Source organism: Nocardioides baekrokdamisoli (genome assembly GCF_003945325.1).
GTDB lineage: Bacteria > Actinomycetota > Actinomycetes > Propionibacteriales > Nocardioidaceae > Nocardioides > Nocardioides baekrokdamisoli.
The window spans coordinates 1748074-1764068 of sequence record NZ_AP019307.1 but is presented as its reverse complement, the minus strand read 5'-3'; the positions used below and the strand labels follow the sequence as shown (position 1 = coordinate 1764068).

Below are 15995 nucleotides of genomic sequence, written 5' to 3'. Positions count from 1 at the left end.
GACGGCACCCCGAGTGCGGCCCGGAGGCTGGCGTCGCCGTCACGGAGGCAGGCCATCAGTTCACGCGGCGAGTTCGTTCCGCGCGAGCCACAGAATGCGAGCCAGAATCCGCGAGACCTGCATCTGACTGACACCGACTACCTCGCCGATCTCTTCCTGCGTCATCTCATCAACGAACCGCAACCGGAGCACACGCCTGTCACGCTCACACAAGCCCCGGAACAGAGGAGCGAGCGTCACCTTCGCATCGACCCACTCCAGACCCGGATCGATGCGACCCACTCTCGCGCCCCACGGCCCGCCGCCGTCTTCTCCTGCCTCGACGTTGAGCGTGGAGTCAAGAGAAGGTGGCGCGAAACAGCCGTCGGCGAGCAAGGCACGAGCGACGGAAAGCTCATCGACCCCGAGATGTGTCGCCATCTCGACACGGGTCGGGGTCCGGCCGAACCGCTGAGTCAACAGCGACGACGCGTCGACAATCCTCGGGCACAACTCCTGAACCGCCCGGGGCGGACGCACGACCCAACCGCGGTCGCGGAAATGTCGCTTCAACTCACCGCGGATCGTCGGCACCGCAAAGGAGAGGAAGTCGGACCCGAGATCGGGATCGAACCGGCGGACCGCGAGAACCAATCCGAGTCGAGCAACCTGGATCAGGTCCTGCACCAGGATCCCTCGGTCCGAGTAGTGCCGCGCCAGACGATCGGCGACAGGAAGGTTCACCAGTACGACCTGGTTGAGTGATCTGACCTTGGCTGCCGGATCAGTGGCATGGCACGCCTGCGCGAAATAGCCGCTCGTCTGCTCGCGCTGGAGCAGGTCACCTACAGTCTGTCCACGCGCGCGCGTCACGTACTGCTCGGAAACCACCTGGGTGTTCAAACCCTCATCGCCTTCGTACGGAAATGGTCCGCCGGGGTCCGAGGCAGAACTGCCTTTTCACCGTACTCCGACGTCGGCACCCTCCGCCACCGCTACGAGATGCTCAGCACCTCGTACGCCAGCTCACCAGCTCCTGACATGGCGTTGTCGAGATGCACCGAAGATTGAAGACCCTCCCGCAGGGAACTTTGACGAGATAACTGTGCTGGCGCCGCGGCGTCAAAGTAGCGAGGCAGCCACTCACATGCGTTGTTGGCGCCGTTGGCCGGATCGAGGCGGGCGCAGTCAAAGCGATCCGGTGTCCGGTCCCGAGAAACTGAGCCACCCGGGGCGGGTCAATCTGCGCCTCACTCAGCGTCCGGGTAAGCGCCTACAGGTCATTGACTCCACAAGCCGACCATCGTGTCCGTTCCCGATCCACCGGTAAGCCATTCGAATCCCCGAGACAGTTCAACAAACGACACCATCAACCAACGGTCCGGCACCTGCTTTCGGGAGGCCAGGCAACGCGGATACCGACTACTTGTCCAGGTCAGCCTTAAGTCGACGCCCTTCGGCGCGATGCCCGCTACCAGCAACGACGAGAAAGACCCTCGTCCCAAGGATCGCCGTCACTTCTACGCCGATTGTTATCAGCATCAGCAGGCGGCTGTGCAAAGCCACCGACACGACCAGACCCAGCACACCTGCGCCGAGGGCAACGTACCGAGACAGACGAACGAGACGATCGCGGTCGGAGGTCAGGGACATATTAACCATCCTGTTTACCACCAATTCGCGACGACAAAGACTGCAACAACGATGAGGGCGGCTCCGCCTGTCACCAAAACCGCCCCAGAGACGATCGCCGCCGTCGACCCTACCTCCACGCCGAGGGTCGCTGCCTCGACGCCAGTCGATGCGAGTTCAGCACCTCCAAATCCCAGGCTCCCGCCGGCCAGACCGGCTCCGAACTGTTGTCCAGAGTCATCGGCCGACTGCTGGCTAGGGTCCGCGGGAAGGTCGCCCGAATCTGATGCCTGGTCGGTTGCACCGTGATCACATCTCCCGGTCACGTCTCCCTTCATCGGACTCAAGCCGTGGCCACAGCCGACGCAGAGTCCGGTGGGGTCTATGCGGTTGGTGGGGTCGTTGCCGGCGTAGGTGTAGGGCTGGCCGGTGAGATCAACCATCGGGTCGATGCTGGTGAAGGTGCCGGTGGCGGGGTCGTAGTTGCGGTTGAGGAGGTAGTTGTAGCCGGTGAGTGGGTCGGTGTTGCCTTGGGCGTATTGCGGGGCACCTGGGTCGGTGCTGGTGCCGTAGGGGCTGAAGTTGTGTCCGGTGATGGTGTTGGTGGGGCTGATTTGGGCTCGGGTGGAGCCGATGGCGTCGGTGAGGGCGTAGCTGGTGGGTGCACCTGGGAAGCCGTCTTGGGAGGGGATGACGAGGTCGGTGGTGGTTTCGAGAAGTTGGTTGTCGGGCCCGTAGATGTAATCACCGGTTTGATCATTGATGAGTCGAGTGGTGCCGTGCTGAGAGTCGTAGTGTCCGGCCCCAAGAAACTGGTCCGCCCGGTGTGAGAGTTCCGGGCAGAACATCCGATCCGGGCCCGTGGGCGGACTGGTCCACGCGCAGTGGTGGTAGTCCCTCTCACGGGCAACCACCATCCTCTTCCGGATCTTCTGTGTCTGGATGCATCTTCGCGTACGCCGCCGGGGTCTTGCCACCAAGTCCTCGATGAGGCCGGCGGGTGTTGTACACCTCGGTCCACTCGTTCACCACGTGTCGAACCTCGAGCACCGAGTGGTAGATCTCGTGCCCGAACACCTCGCGTGACATCGAGCCGTTGAACCGTTCGATGTACCCGTTCTGCTGCGGCGACGCCTTCGCCACGAACACTGCCCGGACGCCCTGCTCGGTGAGCCATTCACGCAGCGAATCAGCCACGAACTCCCGACCGTTGTCGGCCCGGATCAGCGACGGCTTCCCGTGGACCTCGAACAGCGCTTCAAGGTGTTCCTGGACGTGCATCGCCCCGATCGACCGCGCCACCCACGACCCCAACGCGACCCGAGTGAACTCATCGATGACGTTCAGCACCCGCACCGCCCGCCCGTCATCGGTCCTGCGGGTCACGAAGTCATAGGACCAGATGTGATTACGACGCAGCGGTGGCAGCTTCCACAAACTGTTCTCATCGGCCCCCAACGCCTTCTGACCTGCGTCTTTAGCCCTCGACGGGGGCACTTGCAGGCCTTCTTGGCGCCACAACCGCTCGATCCGTTTGCGGTTCACCTCCCAGCCCTCCTCAACCAGAATCAGATGGATCATCCGGTAACCCCACTTCGGATGCCGCGCAGCTAACTTCGTCATCCGCGCTACGAGCTTGACTTCGAAATCCGAAGGCACCGCGACGTAGCGGTTCGAGGATCGGTTCTGCCCGACCAGCCGGCACGCGCGACGTTCGCTGACCTTGTGCTTCCTGGTCAGCATCGCCACCGCGTCGCGTCGACGGGACGGGCTCAGAAGTTTCCCTTCGCAAGGTCCTTCAACATCGAGATGTCGAGCGCCTGCTCAGCCACGATCCGTTTCAACCGAGCGTTCTCCTGCTCCAGGGTTTTGAGCCGGATCGCCTCGTCTTCCTTCAACGCCCCGTACTTCTGACGCCAGCGATAGAACGTCTGCTCAGACACCCCGAGCCGTTTGCACACCTGCGGGATCGTCGCGCCCTGCCCCTGAAGCTTCTCCGCATCCCGCAACTTCGCCACGATCTGCTCAGGCGACAACCTCTTAGCGGCAGCCATCACTGACACCGGTCCTCTCACTCATGGATGGATTCTCACAAGTTTTGGACCAGAAATCGGGGGGCCGGACAACCCGAACCGATACGCCGACGCCAAGGCCCGAAAGGCCTACGCCGGCACCGCACCCATCACCCGTGCGTCCGGGACGAAGAAGGTCGTCCTGGCTCGCTATGCCCGCAACAAACGCCTCGGGGACGCCGCCCAGTTGTGGGCGTTCTCATCGATGCGGGGATCACCCGGCGCGAAGGCCTACTACCAACAAATCCGTGCCCGCGGGACCGGCCACCAAGCCGCCCTACGACAACTCGCGAACCGGTGGATCGGCATCCTCCACGGCTGCCTCAAAACCGACACCCTCTACGACGAGAAAGCAGCCTGGTCACACATCATCGACCGCGCTGCTTGACACAAACAGAACCTGGGATGTCTGCCGCGACGAGTCAGGACGCATCCCAGCCGAGTGCGCTGGCCAGGGCTCGGCACTCGATGGGCTGGGAAGGAGCGCCGAACCGACCGCGCCAATCACCCAGCCGCAGCAGTTCTTCTGCTCCAGAAGACATTTGGTAGTCGATCTCAGTGATTCCGCCACTCCACCGAACAGACCGAATCGCCGTCCGTGGCATGTCGATGACCTGGTCGGGCCTGAACGCGAAATGCAGGAGCACTGAGAGGCGATCGTCGCTGAGTCGAACATAGGCAGTGCGCGGCATGCCCTGCACGTGCCATCGGGCAATCCCGCTGAGAGTTATTCGCGTGTTGGGAGCAAGCGGGATGGTTGCTCCTAGGGAAGCCGCCATCCCCCGGAAGGCGTACTTGGCTCTCACGACTTGCGCGCCGGATTGCATGGCGCAATCGTGACACGGCGATCCATCCTGATCTGCCGCAACGTGACTGGAGGGATGTTAGTTCGCGTGGCCGTCACCGAGCGGATGGCGCCGCCTGTGAAGGTCAATAGCCATCCACATCGCTGCGCACCTCGTTCCGCTCATCGGGTAGCGGTCGCGATAACTCCGTAGTTGTCGAGTCCGAGGCAAAAGCTCGTGGATGAGCACGCGACGCTGTCGGCTCCGTTGAGGTTGATAGGGCTGCTGGTGGATGTGGCACCTGTTTGAGAAATGGTGGCGATATCTCCATTTGCGGTTTCGGTCACGACGCATAGGTCAGCGGCGGGGCAGGCCATCGAGAGTCCATCGCTCAAGTACTGCGGGGCGTAGGTGTCCTGAAGTTGAATCGGTCGCCCGGACCATGAATCATCTGGCAACCAGTTCGCGTACAGGTACGGGATCTGGTCACCGGTCAATGTGCACGTTGTCGGAGCAGAGCATGCCAACGCGCCTGGCGCTGCGAATGCGGTCGTAGTGTCGACGCCTTCGCCTGGCGGACTTGTGAGGAGGGTCCAGCCAGTACCCGCATTTATCCACGCGTTGTAAGGATCGGCGAGAACGCAATAGTTGGCCGAACCGCAGCCGATCTTCCAGCCCGCTGTCGCCATCGGGTTGTTCTGCGGCGCCGGGCGCGGAGCGGGCGGCGACCAGACGCCATTCTCGTAGCGGACAGTTCCGCCGTTCCCGTCGACCGCTACACATGAACCGTCCGAGGCGCAGGTGATTGCGTCCAAACCGACCGAGTCAACAACTTGTCGGGCCTGCCAGCCGTTCGCCGAATACATCACCGCACCGCCTCCGGCATCGATCACACCGCAGACGACTGCGTTACAAGCGACGCCGGTCACCTGGGCTGACGGATCAACGTTGAGCGGCGCGGACCATGTTGAGCCAAGGAGCGCGCGGACATTGCCGGTCGAGTCGACGACCGCGCATGCCCCGCCGGGCTTGCAGGCGGCAGCTACTTCCACGTTGTCGTGAACGATGGTGTGAGGGCCGCCCCAGAGTCCGAGAGTCTCAGTAAACGCTACTTCGTTGGAGAAGTCGCCTGCCTCGTGTGCGATCGCGACGCATCGACTCGAGTCGCATTGCACGAACCCGGTGTTGTTGGCTCCTGCTAGCAACACTGCCGGCGTAGACCAGGCAATGCCGTTGTAGGACGTGCGCTCAAGGTCCGATCCGACCGCAGCTACGGCTACGCACGAAGTCGCCGAACTGCAACTGGCTCTGATTCCGTTGACCTGCTGGCCGGGCCACAGGGACGCCTGGCCGCGTGACCACGATCCGGTATTGCCAGACGAGGTGAGGGGCGTGCCGTCATTGGTAAATCCGATGCACATCGTGGCGGATCCACAGGCGTCAGCGGCGAGGCCGATGGAGGGCCCGAGGTTGGTCCAAGTGGACCCGTTCCATGCGGCATCGATCGAATCGAAACCATCAAGAATGCATGCGGTCGGGGAATTGCACCACAGGCCCATGGCAAAAGCGTTCTCACCCGGTCTGATTGAGGCGAGTGTCGTCCAGGTCGAGCCGTCCCAAATCGCCGACTGAAGGTCCTCGTTCACCAGCATGCACCAGGTTGCCGACACGCACGACAGCCCCGCAGCCCGAGCGTGGACGTCCGGGCCGGAAAGGCTGACGTTCGTGGGAAAGATCGAATCGAGCGAGGTGGCAGGCGCCCAGGAGGTCCCGTCCCAAATCGACATCTGGTCGGCACCCACAGCGACGCAGAAGGTGGGGCTGCCGCAGCTGAGGAGCTCACCGGTGGGGCCAAGCGCCGACGCGGTCATAGAAGGGACGTCGAGGGGGAAGGTTGCCGGGGAACTCCACGCAGTGCCATTGAACGTGTAGTAAGAGTGCCCGTTGGTAGCCATGCAAAAATTGGTGGTAGCGCACGAGAACCCTCGGGCGGCCGACGTCATTGGCTCCAGTACGGCCCCGGGGGTCCAACTAAAGCCCGCTGGGGGCGCAGAGGCGACGGCGGTTGCCGAGACCGGCGGAGACCACGCGCCGGTCGAGTCCTGATAGAACCAAGAATATGAATAGGTTCCGCCGGGAGTCAGACCCTGCGTGTCAATAAAGCTACCGACCGTCTGATCGGCGGGAGTCAACGTGTCAACCAATGTCCCCTGAACGGGCGACGACGCGGGAGTTGATCCGGAGACACGTCGGATCACTATCTGAGTTGCGCCGATAGTTGTCGGCGTCCACACAAGTTGGACAGCCACTCCTGGATCAGTAGGTGATGCCGTTGCATGTGTGATCGGGTTCGCTGGCCTCGGTGGCATCGGTACAGTCACGTTCAGCGATAGCGGTGATCCAAACGCCGCCGCATAGCCACACCGCCCCGGAGCCACCGCTCGAAACGAAAACGTGCCGACGTGAGAGGTCGGCAATGCGATCGAGAAGTAGCCGTTCACGGTCGCGTTCGCCTGCGCGATTGGACGCCAAGCACCCGACGCGTGCTGTTGCACGACGACCGGGCGCAGGCAGCCGGTCCGGTGAAGCACGCCCCCATGAATGTTCACCCGGCCGCCCTGTGCGATGGCGGGTGCTGTCAGCGAACTAGTCAGTGCGCTGGCTCCGAGGGTCGAGGGTTCGATCGTCAACGCAAGCCCAGCAGCAAACAGGCTCGCCGCCACGGCACTAACAGTGCGCGCCAAGGCCAGCCGCCGCCGTGCGAAACCACATCCCTTGCGCATCTACTCTCCCACCCCAAAATAGCTACCTCAGCAGCCTAAGACGACCACGCACAACTCCGCCAACAAGACGGGGGTGGAGCACGGAAACCGCGACATCTCCTACGCGCCCGAGAGCATGAACCGACCATCAGGCTCAGCATCAGAAGGGCGGGTTCTAGAGCCAAGGTCGCTCAACCCCGACCATTGCCGCAATCTGCAATCGGCAGTGCTCGCCCGGCTAAGCCCAAGTGCACTCTTTTGCCGCGAGGGTCTGCCCCCGCTTTGGTTGACACGCAGGGTTTGCGTTGATCAGGCCGCTTCTGCGGCCTGGTAGATCATCTCAAACTCGACCGGGGTGAGCTTCCCGAGGCCGCGTTGACGACGTCGACGGTTGTACTTGGTTTCGATCCAGGTCACGATCGCCTGGCGCAGTTCCTCCCGGGTTTCCCACCGCCTGGTGTTGAGGACGTTCTTCTGGAGCAGGGAGAAGAAGCTCTCCATGAAGGCGTTGTCGCCGGCACCGTAGGAGCGGCCCATCGATCCGACGAGCCCGTTGTTCGCGAGCAGTCGCTGAACCCGTTTCGCGCGAAATTGACCGCCTCTGTCCGAATGGCACACCGTCGCGACCGGTGATCGCAGCGCGATCGCGTTGCGCATCGCAGACGCGGCCAGGCTCGACTTCATCCGTGAGTCGATGGAGTAGCCGACGATCTTGTTACTGTCCGGCCCCCCGAAAACTGGTCCAAAACTTGTGAGGATCCATCCATGAGTGAGAGGACCGGTGTCAGTGATGGCTGCGGCGAAGAGGTTGTCGCCTGAGCAGATCGTGGCGAAGTTGCGGGATGCGGAGAAGCTCCAGGGCCAAGGCGCGACGATTCCGCAGGTGTGTAAACGGCTCGGCGTCAGCGAGCAGACGTTCTATCGGTGGCGTTCGAAGTACGGGGCGTTGAAGGAGGACGAGGCGATCCGGCTCAAGACGCTGGAACAGGAGAACGCCCGGCTGAAGCGGATCGTTGCTGAGCAGGCGTTGGACATCTCGATGTTGAAGGACCTGTCCAAGGGAAACTTCTAAGCCCGGCTCGTCGACGCGATGCGGTGGCTCACCTTGAGAAGAAGTTCAAGGTCAGTGAACGGCGTGCGTGTCGTCTTGTCGGGCAGCCCCGATCCTCCAACCGTTACGCCCCGGTGCCGTCGGATTTCGAAGCTCATTTGGTCGCGCGGATGACCAAGCTGGCCGGTCGGCATCCGAAGTGGGGCTACCGGATCATCCACGCACTCTTGGTCGAGGAAGGCTGGGAGATCAACCGGAAACGCATCGAGCGGTTGTGGCGCCAAGAAGGGCTCCAAGTGCCCCCACGACGGAGCAAAGATGCAGGTCAGAAGGCACGTGGGGACGACGAGAACTCGTTGTGGAAGCTGCCACCGTTACGTCGCAATCACATCTGGTCCTATGACTTCGTGACCCGTAGGACCGATGACGGCCGCGCGGTGCGGGTGCTGAACGTGATCGATGAGTTCACCCGTGTCGCGCTCGGGTCGTGGGTGGCCAGGTCGATCGGTGCCGTCCATGTCCAACGTCACTTGGAGGTCCTCTTCGAACGTCACGGGAAGCCTTCGTTGATCCGAGCCGACAACGGCCGGGAGTTCGTGGCCGACTCCCTGCGTGAGTGGCTGACCGAGCAAGGCGTTCGGGCGGTGTTCGTGGCCAAGGCCTCGCCGCAGCAGAACGGGTACATCGAACGCTTCAACGGCACGATGTCGCGGGAGCTGTTCGGGCACGAGATCTACCACTCGGTCCTGGAAGTTCGACACGTCGTCAACGAGTGGACGCAGATGTACAACACCCGCCGACCCCACCGGGGATTGGGTGGCAAGACCCCAGCGGCGTACGCGAAGATGTACCCCGACACAGTCGATCCCGAAGAGGATGGTGGTTGCCCGTGAGAGGGACTACCACCACTGCGCCTGGACCAGTCCGATCGCAGCCCAGGATCGGAGAGTCAGCCCGGAAGTCTCACACCGGGCGGACCAGAAAACAGGGGCCGGACAAATCCTAAAATCGTGCACCCTCGGTAACCCAAAATGAACCGCTCAACTGCAGCCATCACACACCTCCACAGCACTCTCAACGTTTCGAGCACCCACGCGAGATGTGGACCGAAAATCGGGGGTAGGACACGCGGGTAACCGGAATGTCGAGCACAGCACATTTGGGACACCGCTAGGGCTGGCTACCATCAGTGTCCGAGTTCGACCGGGTACCCGAGACTGTGGAGCTCTGAGAGCAACTCGGCCGGACGGAACACCGGCGATCCGAATGTGTACTTCTTTGAACTGAAAAGAAAGGTCCGCCTCGGCTCTCGGAAGTGAATCTCGATGTCGCCCCACGAAGGGTTCATGCGGATCGCGGAGATCTCCTCTTTCTTAACAATCCATGGCCCGAGGAAGATGCCGATTCCGAAGCGCGCCTCGAACGTGATCCGGTCCTCCGTGGCCTGGAGGCGAACAAGTGGCCAGCTGAGTCTCATCCACACCGACATCCACAAGCCACCTACATACGTCCGCCTCATAGGAAGCCACCAACCAAACCCCACATACTGGTCACTACCGTCGACGGAGACGTCATGATCCCCTGAAGCAACGGTACTAGTGGAACGCTCAGGAACGTGTGTGTAGTCGTGTTGCTGACTCCTCCGTGGACCTCAAAGCTAGGCCCAAGGCCCGTCCCAACGGAACCCTCGTAACCTGCAACAAATCCTCCCGGCGCACACGGATTCGTACCGTAGTAGCCGCCGCCGCCGACGCTGACGTGGGAACGTATCTCCGCCGACCCGCCGCCGTAGTAGAACGGACCTCCCTGTTGGTCGACGGTCCGAGCACTCGACGGCCCTCCACTCAGCGAGACCCCAACTCCGGGCGTTTGTAGTGCACGACCAGTGGTAGTGGTCTCGGTCGTGCCTGCGGTCAGGTTTCCGTTTGTGTCGTCGATCGCCACGACGAAGCAGTACTGCTTAAACCCTCCGAGCAGGAGTCCCATGTCCGGCCCCTGTTTTCTGGTCCGCCCGGTGTGAGACTTCCGGGCTGACTCTCCGATCCTGGGCTGCGATCGGACTGGTCCAGGCGCAGTGGTGGTAGTCCCTCTCACGGGCAACCACCATCCTCTTCGGGATCGACTGTGTCGGGGTACATCTTCGCGTACGCCGCTGGGGTCTTGCCACCCAATCCCCGGTGGGGTCGGCGGGTGTTGTACATCTGCGTCCACTCGTTGACGACGTGTCGAACTTCCAGGACCGAGTGGTAGATCTCGTGCCCGAACAGCTCCCGCGACATCGTGCCGTTGAAGCGTTCGATGTACCCGTTCTGCTGCGGCGAGGCCTTGGCCACGAACACCGCCCGAACGCCTTGCTCGGTCAGCCACTCACGCAGGGAGTCGGCCACGAACTCCCGGCCGTTGTCGGCTCGGATCAACGAAGGCTTCCCGTGACGTTCGAAGAGGACCTCCAAGTGACGTTGGACATGGACGGCACCGATCGACCTGGCCACCCACGACCCGAGCGCGACACGGGTGAACTCATCGATCACGTTCAGCACCCGCACCGCGCGGCCGTCATCGGTCCTACGGGTCACGAAGTCATAGGACCAGATGTGATTGCGACGTAACGGTGGCAGCTTCCACAACGAGTTCTCGTCGTCCCCACGTGCCTTCTGACCTGCATCTTTGCTCCGTCGTGGGGGCACTTGGAGCCCTTCTTGGCGCCACAACCGCTCGATGCGTTTCCGGTTGATCTCCCAGCCTTCCTCGACCAAGAGTGCGTGGATGATCCGGTAGCCCCACTTCGGATGCCGACCGGCCAGCTTGGTCATCCGCGCGACCAAATGAGCTTCGAAATCCGACGGCACCGGGGCGTAACGGTTGGAGGATCGGGGCTGCCCGACAAGACGACACGCACGCCGTTCACTGACCTTGAACTTCTTCTCAAGGTGAGCCACCGCATCGCGTCGACGAGCCGGGCTTAGAAGTTTCCCTTGGACAGGTCCTTCAACATCGAGATGTCCAACGCCTGCTCAGCAACGATCCGCTTCAGCCGGGCGTTCTCCTGTTCCAGCGTCTTGAGCCGGATCGCCTCGTCCTCCTTCAACGCCCCGTACTTCGAACGCCACCGATAGAACGTCTGCTCGCTGACGCCGAGCCGTTTACACACCTGCGGAATCGTCGCGCCTTGGCCCTGGAGCTTCTCCGCATCCCGCAACTTCGCCACGATCTGCTCAGGCGACAACCTCTTCGCCGCAGCCATCACTGACACCGGTCCTCTCACTCATGGATGGATCCTCACAAGTTTTGGACCAGTTTTCGGGGGGCCGGACACCGGGGATCAAGTAGCTCGGGGCTCGATCTACTGCCATTCCGCGCTTGCGGCCCGCAACCTCATACATCCCATGCTTCTAGGCACCCGTCTACCCTCGCCCACTCATACCGCCGGTATGACGTCCTGCCCGACGAGAAATGACAAGTTCGCTGCATCTCGACACGTGTGGGGGATCAACGCGCCATGTCGGCGAACCGGCTGTAGTGCCCCTGGAAGGTGACGATGACGTCGCGGGTGGGCCCGTTACGGTTCTTGGCCACGATCAGGTCGGCCTCCCCGGGGCGGCTCGACTCCTTCTCGTAGTGGTCCTCGCGGTGCAGCAGGATCACCATGTCGGCGTCCTGCTCGAGCGAGCCGGACTCACGCAGGTCTGACGGCATCGGGCGCTTGTCGGCGCGCTGCTCGGGACCACGGTTGAGCTGCGACAGCGCGATGATCGGGACCTCCAGCTCTTTCGCCAGCAGCTTGATCTGACGCGAGAACTCCGAGACCTCGAGCTGACGGCTCTCGACCTTCTTGCCGCTCGACATGAGTTGCATGTAGTCGATGACCACGAGCCGCAGATCGTGCCGCTGCTTGAGGCGGCGGGCCTTCGACCGGATCTCCATCATCGTCATGTTCGGCGAGTCGTCGATGAAGAGCGGAGCGCCCGAAACCTTGCCCATCTTGGAGGCGAGCTTCGTCCAGTCGTCCTCAGCCATCTGGCCGCCGCGGATGTGACCGAGCGGGACGCGCGCCTCTGCCGCCAGCATGCGCATCGCGATCTCCGAGCGCGTCATTTCGAGGCTGAAGAAGACGCTCGTCATGTTGTTGGCGATCGAGGCCGACCGGCAGAAGTCGAGAGCAAGAGTGGACTTGCCCATCGCGGGACGGGCCGCCACGATGATCATCTGGCCGGGCTGGAAGCCGTTGGTGAGTTCGTCCAGGTCCGCGAAGCCTGTGGGGACGCCGTACGTCCCCTGCTCGCGGTTGCTCAGCGCCTCGATCTCCTCGAGGACCTTGTCCATGAAGTCGCCGAGCGGGGCGTAGTCCTCGGTCCTGCGCTTGTCCTTCACCCCGAAGATCTCGGCCTCGGCCGCGTCGACGATCATGTCGACCTCGCCCTCGCCGGCGTACCCGGTCTGGACGATCTTGGTGCCGGCCGTCACCAGGCGGCGCAGGACGGCCTTGTCGCGCACGATCTGCGCGTAATACGGAGCGTTCGCGGCAATCGGCACGTTGGCAGCCAGGGTGTGCAGGTACGCAGCGCCACCGATGCGCTGCAGCTCGCCCTGACGCTCCAGCTCGTTCTTGACGGTGATCATGTCGACGGCGTCGCCGCGGCCGTACAGATCGGTGATCGCGTCGTAGATCGCCTCGTGCGACGGCCGGTAGAAGTCAGAGCCCTTGAGCTCTTCGGTCACGTTGGCGATCGCGTCCTTGGAGATGAGCATCGCGCCGAGTACGCACTGCTCAGCCGCCATGTCCTGCGGCGGCGTCCGATCGTTCTCGCCGCGGGGAGCCTCGCCCGGCTCATACGGTGCTGGACCGTCGCCCCAGGTGTCGTACGCAGGTGCCTCGGTGACGCTCATGCTTCCCTCCCCGATCAGCCTGGACCGTCTCTCACACCGTAGGTCTGAGGTCCGACAGTTTTGATGAGGCTACGGCCGGCGGTGTGTGCGGGGAAAGCGGCGAGGCCCTGGTTATCCACAGGGGGTGGGGATAACTGTCCGTTCACCGTGGAGGACACGCGACGGGGGTTGGGAGGACTGCGGAACAAGATGTGGATAACTGTGGAGTACTCACGCGTAACATGCCTCTGACCTGCGGAAACGCATTGTGGACATTGTGGAGGAAAAATATCTCGACTGTGACCCAGTTCACCCGGCGTACACACGCCGTCATTCTGGCGGTATGTCGACAAAGCGTCGGAAACCGTGCTTCTGCACACCTTTTCCACCGGTTGTCTAGACCAGAGAAACACAAAGAGCCGGCCCCGAAGGACCGGCCCTTTGCAGTGCCTCAATCAGCGATTGATTGACGGTGTGGTGACTCAGGCGCTCACAACGTTGAGCGAGACCTGGGCCGACACCTCGTCGTGCAGCTTCACGGCAACCGAGTGGGCGCCGAGCGACTTGATCGCGGCGCCGACAGCGATGGCACGCTTGTCGATCGCCTCGCCCGTCGACGCCTCGAGGGCGCCGGCGATGTCAGCAACGGTGACGGCGCCGAAGAGACGGCCGTCCTTGCCCGCGCGAACCTTGACGGCCACCGGAGCAGCCTCAAGCTTCGCCTTGATCTCGCCAGCGTGGCCGAGGTCGCGAGCCGAGCGGGCCTTGCGGGCCGCCTTGATCGACTCGACTTCCTTCTCCGCGCCACGGGTCCACGCGATGGCGTGGCCCTGCGGGAGCAGGAAGTTGCGGGCGTACCCGTCCTTGACCTCGATGACATCGCCAGCGGAGCCGAGACCGGACACTTCCTGGGTCAGGATGATCTTCGCCATGGTGGTGCCTCCTCTCAGCGACCGGTGGACGTGTACGGCAGCAGGGCTACCTCACGCGCGTTCTTGACGGCGATCGCAACGTCGCGCTGGTGCTGCACGCAGCAACCGGTGACGCGACGGGCGCGGATCTTGCCGCGGTCGGAGATGAACTTGCGAAGGAGGTTGGCGTCCTTGTAGTCGACGCCAGTCGCCTTCTCCTTGCAGAACTGGCAAACCTTCTTCTTGGGCTTGCGAATCACTGCCTTGGCCATTGTGGTGCTTCCTTTCTAGAAGCCCGACCGAAGTCGGAATGGTTGAGGTGATGGGTTGTGGATCAGAACGGGGGTTCGTCGTTGCTCGCGCCCGGAGTCGCCCACGGGTCGTTGGCTGCAGCGGCCGGAGCCGACTGAGCCGGAGTTGCCCACGGGTCGTTGGCGGGAGCAGCCTGCTGGCCGCCACCACCGAAGCCACCGCCCGCGCCACCGCCGGAGCGGCTTGCACGGGTGACCTTGGCAGTTGCCCAGGTCAGCGACGGACCGATCTCGTCGACCTCAAGCTCCATGACCGTACGCTTCTCGCCTTCGCGAGTCTCGTACGAACGGGCCTTGAGGCGACCCGAGACGATGACGCGAGTGCCTCGGGTGAGGGACTCGGCCACGTTCTCGGCGGCCTGACGCCAGATCGAGCACCGCAGGAACAGCGTTTCGCCGTCATCCCACGCGTTCGTCTGCTTGTTGAACGTGCGCGGGGTCGAGGCCACCGTGAAGTTGGCCACCGCCGCGCCGGAGGGCGTGAAACGCAGCTCCGGGTCGTCAGTGAGGTTGCCGATCACGGTGAGTGTGGTCTCGCCTGCCATGGTGTCTCCCTAGTTCCGATCGTTGTTGCAGCGATAGCCCCTACCTAAGCAGGGAGCCCCGACAATTTCGGTGAGGACCGGATGCCGGTCGCCGCAACGGGGATCAGCCGCGCGTCACTTGGACGGGCGGATGACCTTGGTGCGCAGGATCGACTCGTTCAGGGTCAGCTGGCGGTCCAGCTCCTTGACGGTCGCCGGCTCGGCGGTGAGGTTCACCAGAGCGTAGATGCCCTCGGCGTTCTTCTTGACCTCGTAGGCAAGACGACGCTTGCCCCACACGTCCAGGGACTCGACGGTGCCACCGTCGTTCCGGACCACGTTGAGGTACTTGTCGAGCGACGGGGCAACCGTACGCTCGTCGGTGCTCGGGTCAAGGATGACCAGGAGCTCGTATGCACGCATGTGTCTCCACCTCCTACGGACTCAGCGGCCATGGTCTTTCCATGGCAGGAGGACTACTGCGTTGCCCACCGGAAACGAAACCGGCGGACGCGCAAGGCTAACTGCCTGCGCGCCCGCCGGTCCAATCCCGTACGCGGGGTATTGGGCTACTTCATCAGGCCGCGAGCCTTCGCGAACTTCATGCCAGAGATGCCGCCGGAGGCAATCGCCAGGATCAGCACGATCCAGTAGCTCCAGCCACGGCCCTCGCTGATGCCCGTGCCTGCCAGCGCTCCGGTGTTGCCGACGTCGACGAAGAGCGCAAGAAGTACGAACAGCAGTCCGACGACCGACGTCCCGACAACGATGAGGTCCTCGTTCGGGACAGTGATGTTCACGATCTTGGCAGCTACCACGGCCGAAGCCGCGAGCAGCAGCAGTACGCCGGCCCAGCCGAAGAATCCGTGCCACGCCGAGGTACCGCCGCCTGCGCTGTAACCCGCGAAGGAGACGTGCACGGTGTAGAAGCTGCTGAACCAGGAGAAGATCAGCGCCAGTACGCCCGCACCCACGACCGCGAGGTCGAGCGGGTCGGCGCCCTTGAACTGGTCAACGGCCGCGTTGGCGTCGAAGCCACCGCCTCCGGACGACGGTGACGGCGGGGGCGGAGGAGGAGGAGGAACCATCTGATCGGACATGA

At 63.0% G+C, this 15995-nt stretch carries 19 protein-coding genes and 1 pseudogene; 3 read left to right on the top strand and 17 right to left on the bottom strand.

Going from position 1 to position 15995, the window contains the following annotated elements; all coding sequences use genetic code 11:
• Positions 1–60: 60 nt before the first annotated feature.
• From KCTC_RS08535 to KCTC_RS08515, 5 genes are all read right to left on the bottom strand, one after another.
• The gene (locus KCTC_RS08535) at positions 61–882 is read right to left on the bottom strand and encodes a sigma-70 family RNA polymerase sigma factor (RefSeq protein ID WP_125568577.1); all 822 of its coding nucleotides are present in this window, start codon (positions 880–882) and stop codon (positions 61–63) included.
• A gap of 519 nt (positions 883–1401) precedes the next feature.
• Positions 1402–1632, bottom strand: coding sequence for a hypothetical protein (locus KCTC_RS08530; protein ID WP_125568575.1), 231 nt, complete (start codon positions 1630–1632; stop codon positions 1402–1404).
• Positions 1633–1646: 14 nt separating this feature from the next.
• Positions 1647–2528: an RHS repeat-associated core domain-containing protein gene (locus tag KCTC_RS15165; protein ID WP_125568573.1), complete on the bottom strand. Its 882-nt coding sequence runs from the start codon at positions 2526–2528 to the stop codon at positions 1647–1649.
• Positions 2512–3354 (bottom strand): IS3 family transposase, encoded by an 843-nt coding sequence (locus KCTC_RS08520; RefSeq protein ID WP_125568571.1) that lies wholly within the window; start codon positions 3352–3354, stop codon positions 2512–2514. Before KCTC_RS08520 ends, KCTC_RS15165 begins: the two co-directional genes overlap by 17 nt.
• A 29-nt stretch (positions 3355–3383) precedes the next feature.
• Positions 3384–3665 carry a transposase gene (locus KCTC_RS08515; RefSeq protein WP_125568569.1) on the bottom strand — a complete coding sequence of 94 codons (282 nt, stop codon included), beginning with the start codon at positions 3663–3665 and terminating at the stop codon, positions 3384–3386.
• On the opposite strand from KCTC_RS08515, the gene KCTC_RS15260 reads away from it, so the two are divergent.
• Positions 3631–4071 carry a transposase gene (locus KCTC_RS15260; protein ID WP_197715294.1) on the top strand — a complete coding sequence of 147 codons (441 nt, stop codon included), beginning with the start codon at positions 3631–3633 and terminating at the stop codon, positions 4069–4071. The two genes, KCTC_RS08515 and KCTC_RS15260, sit on opposite strands and share 35 nt — an antisense overlap.
• A 579-nt stretch (positions 4072–4650) precedes the next feature.
• On the opposite strand, the gene KCTC_RS08505 is transcribed toward KCTC_RS15260, so the two are convergent.
• Both KCTC_RS08505 and KCTC_RS08500 read right to left on the bottom strand, forming a co-directional pair.
• The gene (locus KCTC_RS08505; RefSeq protein ID WP_125568567.1) at positions 4651–6270 is read right to left on the bottom strand and encodes a hypothetical protein; all 1620 of its coding nucleotides are present in this window, start codon (positions 6268–6270) and stop codon (positions 4651–4653) included.
• A 1269-nt stretch (positions 6271–7539) separates the two neighbouring features.
• Positions 7540–7950, bottom strand: a pseudogene (locus KCTC_RS08500) (transposase); the annotation flags it as partial.
• Between the two features lie 70 nt (positions 7951–8020).
• Between KCTC_RS08500 and KCTC_RS08495 the strand changes: the two are divergent.
• Together KCTC_RS08495 and KCTC_RS08490 are read left to right on the top strand one after the other, a co-directional pair.
• Complete coding sequence (locus KCTC_RS08495; protein ID WP_125568557.1) at positions 8021–8302, top strand: transposase; 282 nt, start codon at positions 8021–8023, stop codon at positions 8300–8302.
• A gap of 23 nt (positions 8303–8325) precedes the next feature.
• On the top strand, positions 8326–9174 hold the full coding sequence (locus tag KCTC_RS08490; RefSeq protein ID WP_125568559.1) for an IS3 family transposase: 849 nt from the start codon (positions 8326–8328) through the stop codon (positions 9172–9174).
• A 293-nt stretch (positions 9175–9467) separates the two neighbouring features.
• On the opposite strand, the gene KCTC_RS08485 is transcribed toward KCTC_RS08490, so the two are convergent.
• From KCTC_RS08485 to KCTC_RS08440, 10 genes are all read right to left on the bottom strand, one after another.
• A complete protein-coding gene (locus KCTC_RS08485) occupies positions 9468–9770 on the bottom strand; it encodes a hypothetical protein (RefSeq protein ID WP_125568563.1) in 303 nt (100 codons plus the stop codon).
• 26 nt (positions 9771–9796) lie between these two features.
• On the bottom strand, positions 9797–10267 hold the full coding sequence (locus KCTC_RS08480; RefSeq protein WP_125568561.1) for a hypothetical protein: 471 nt from the start codon (positions 10265–10267) through the stop codon (positions 9797–9799).
• A gap of 104 nt (positions 10268–10371) precedes the next feature.
• Positions 10372–11220: an IS3 family transposase gene (locus tag KCTC_RS08475; RefSeq protein ID WP_125568559.1), complete on the bottom strand. Its 849-nt coding sequence runs from the start codon at positions 11218–11220 to the stop codon at positions 10372–10374.
• A 23-nt stretch (positions 11221–11243) separates the two neighbouring features.
• Positions 11244–11525: a transposase gene (locus KCTC_RS08470; RefSeq protein ID WP_125568557.1), complete on the bottom strand. Its 282-nt coding sequence runs from the start codon at positions 11523–11525 to the stop codon at positions 11244–11246.
• A 245-nt stretch (positions 11526–11770) separates the two neighbouring features.
• Positions 11771–13168: a replicative DNA helicase gene (gene dnaB, locus KCTC_RS08465; protein ID WP_125568555.1), complete on the bottom strand. Its 1398-nt coding sequence runs from the start codon at positions 13166–13168 to the stop codon at positions 11771–11773.
• Positions 13169–13629: 461 nt separating this feature from the next.
• Positions 13630–14079 (bottom strand): 50S ribosomal protein L9, encoded by a 450-nt coding sequence (gene rplI, locus KCTC_RS08460; protein WP_125568553.1) that lies wholly within the window; start codon positions 14077–14079, stop codon positions 13630–13632.
• Between the two features lie 14 nt (positions 14080–14093).
• Positions 14094–14330 (bottom strand): 30S ribosomal protein S18, encoded by a 237-nt coding sequence (rpsR, locus tag KCTC_RS08455; RefSeq protein WP_125568551.1) that lies wholly within the window; start codon positions 14328–14330, stop codon positions 14094–14096.
• A 62-nt stretch (positions 14331–14392) separates the two neighbouring features.
• The gene (locus KCTC_RS08450) at positions 14393–14914 is read right to left on the bottom strand and encodes a single-stranded DNA-binding protein (protein WP_125568549.1); all 522 of its coding nucleotides are present in this window, start codon (positions 14912–14914) and stop codon (positions 14393–14395) included.
• Positions 14915–15028: 114 nt separating this feature from the next.
• The gene (gene rpsF / locus KCTC_RS08445) at positions 15029–15316 is read right to left on the bottom strand and encodes a 30S ribosomal protein S6 (RefSeq protein WP_125568547.1); all 288 of its coding nucleotides are present in this window, start codon (positions 15314–15316) and stop codon (positions 15029–15031) included.
• Between the two features lie 146 nt (positions 15317–15462).
• A complete protein-coding gene (locus KCTC_RS08440) occupies positions 15463–15993 on the bottom strand; it encodes a hypothetical protein (RefSeq protein ID WP_125568545.1) in 531 nt (176 codons plus the stop codon).
• Between the last annotated feature and the right edge of the window lie 2 nt (positions 15994–15995).

Coding starts and splice junctions, on each gene's coding strand:
- rpsR (WP_125568551.1), bottom strand. CDS start 14,330: ATGGCCAAGGCAGTGATTCGCAAGCCCAAGAAGAAGGTTTGCCAGTTC.
- KCTC_RS08520 (WP_125568571.1), bottom strand. CDS start 3,354: ATGCTGACCAGGAAGCACAAGGTCAGCGAACGTCGCGCGTGCCGGCTG.
- rplI (WP_125568553.1), bottom strand. CDS start 14,079: ATGGCGAAGATCATCCTGACCCAGGAAGTGTCCGGTCTCGGCTCCGCT.
- rpsF (WP_125568547.1), bottom strand. CDS start 15,316: ATGCGTGCATACGAGCTCCTGGTCATCCTTGACCCGAGCACCGACGAG.
- KCTC_RS08530 (WP_125568575.1), bottom strand. CDS start 1,632: ATGTCCCTGACCTCCGACCGCGATCGTCTCGTTCGTCTGTCTCGGTAC.
- KCTC_RS08440 (WP_125568545.1), bottom strand. CDS start 15,993: ATGTCCGATCAGATGGTTCCTCCTCCTCCTCCGCCCCCGCCGTCACCG.
- KCTC_RS08470 (WP_125568557.1), bottom strand. CDS start 11,525: ATGGCTGCGGCGAAGAGGTTGTCGCCTGAGCAGATCGTGGCGAAGTTG.
- KCTC_RS15165 (WP_125568573.1), bottom strand. CDS start 2,528: ATGGTGGTTGCCCGTGAGAGGGACTACCACCACTGCGCGTGGACCAGT.
- KCTC_RS08515 (WP_125568569.1), bottom strand. CDS start 3,665: ATGGCTGCCGCTAAGAGGTTGTCGCCTGAGCAGATCGTGGCGAAGTTG.
- KCTC_RS08485 (WP_125568563.1), bottom strand. CDS start 9,770: ATGTCGGTGTGGATGAGACTCAGCTGGCCACTTGTTCGCCTCCAGGCC.
- dnaB (WP_125568555.1), bottom strand. CDS start 13,168: ATGAGCGTCACCGAGGCACCTGCGTACGACACCTGGGGCGACGGTCCA.
- KCTC_RS08480 (WP_125568561.1), bottom strand. CDS start 10,267: ATGGGACTCCTGCTCGGAGGGTTTAAGCAGTACTGCTTCGTCGTGGCG.
- KCTC_RS08495 (WP_125568557.1), top strand. CDS start 8,021: ATGGCTGCGGCGAAGAGGTTGTCGCCTGAGCAGATCGTGGCGAAGTTG.
- KCTC_RS08450 (WP_125568549.1), bottom strand. CDS start 14,914: ATGGCAGGCGAGACCACACTCACCGTGATCGGCAACCTCACTGACGAC.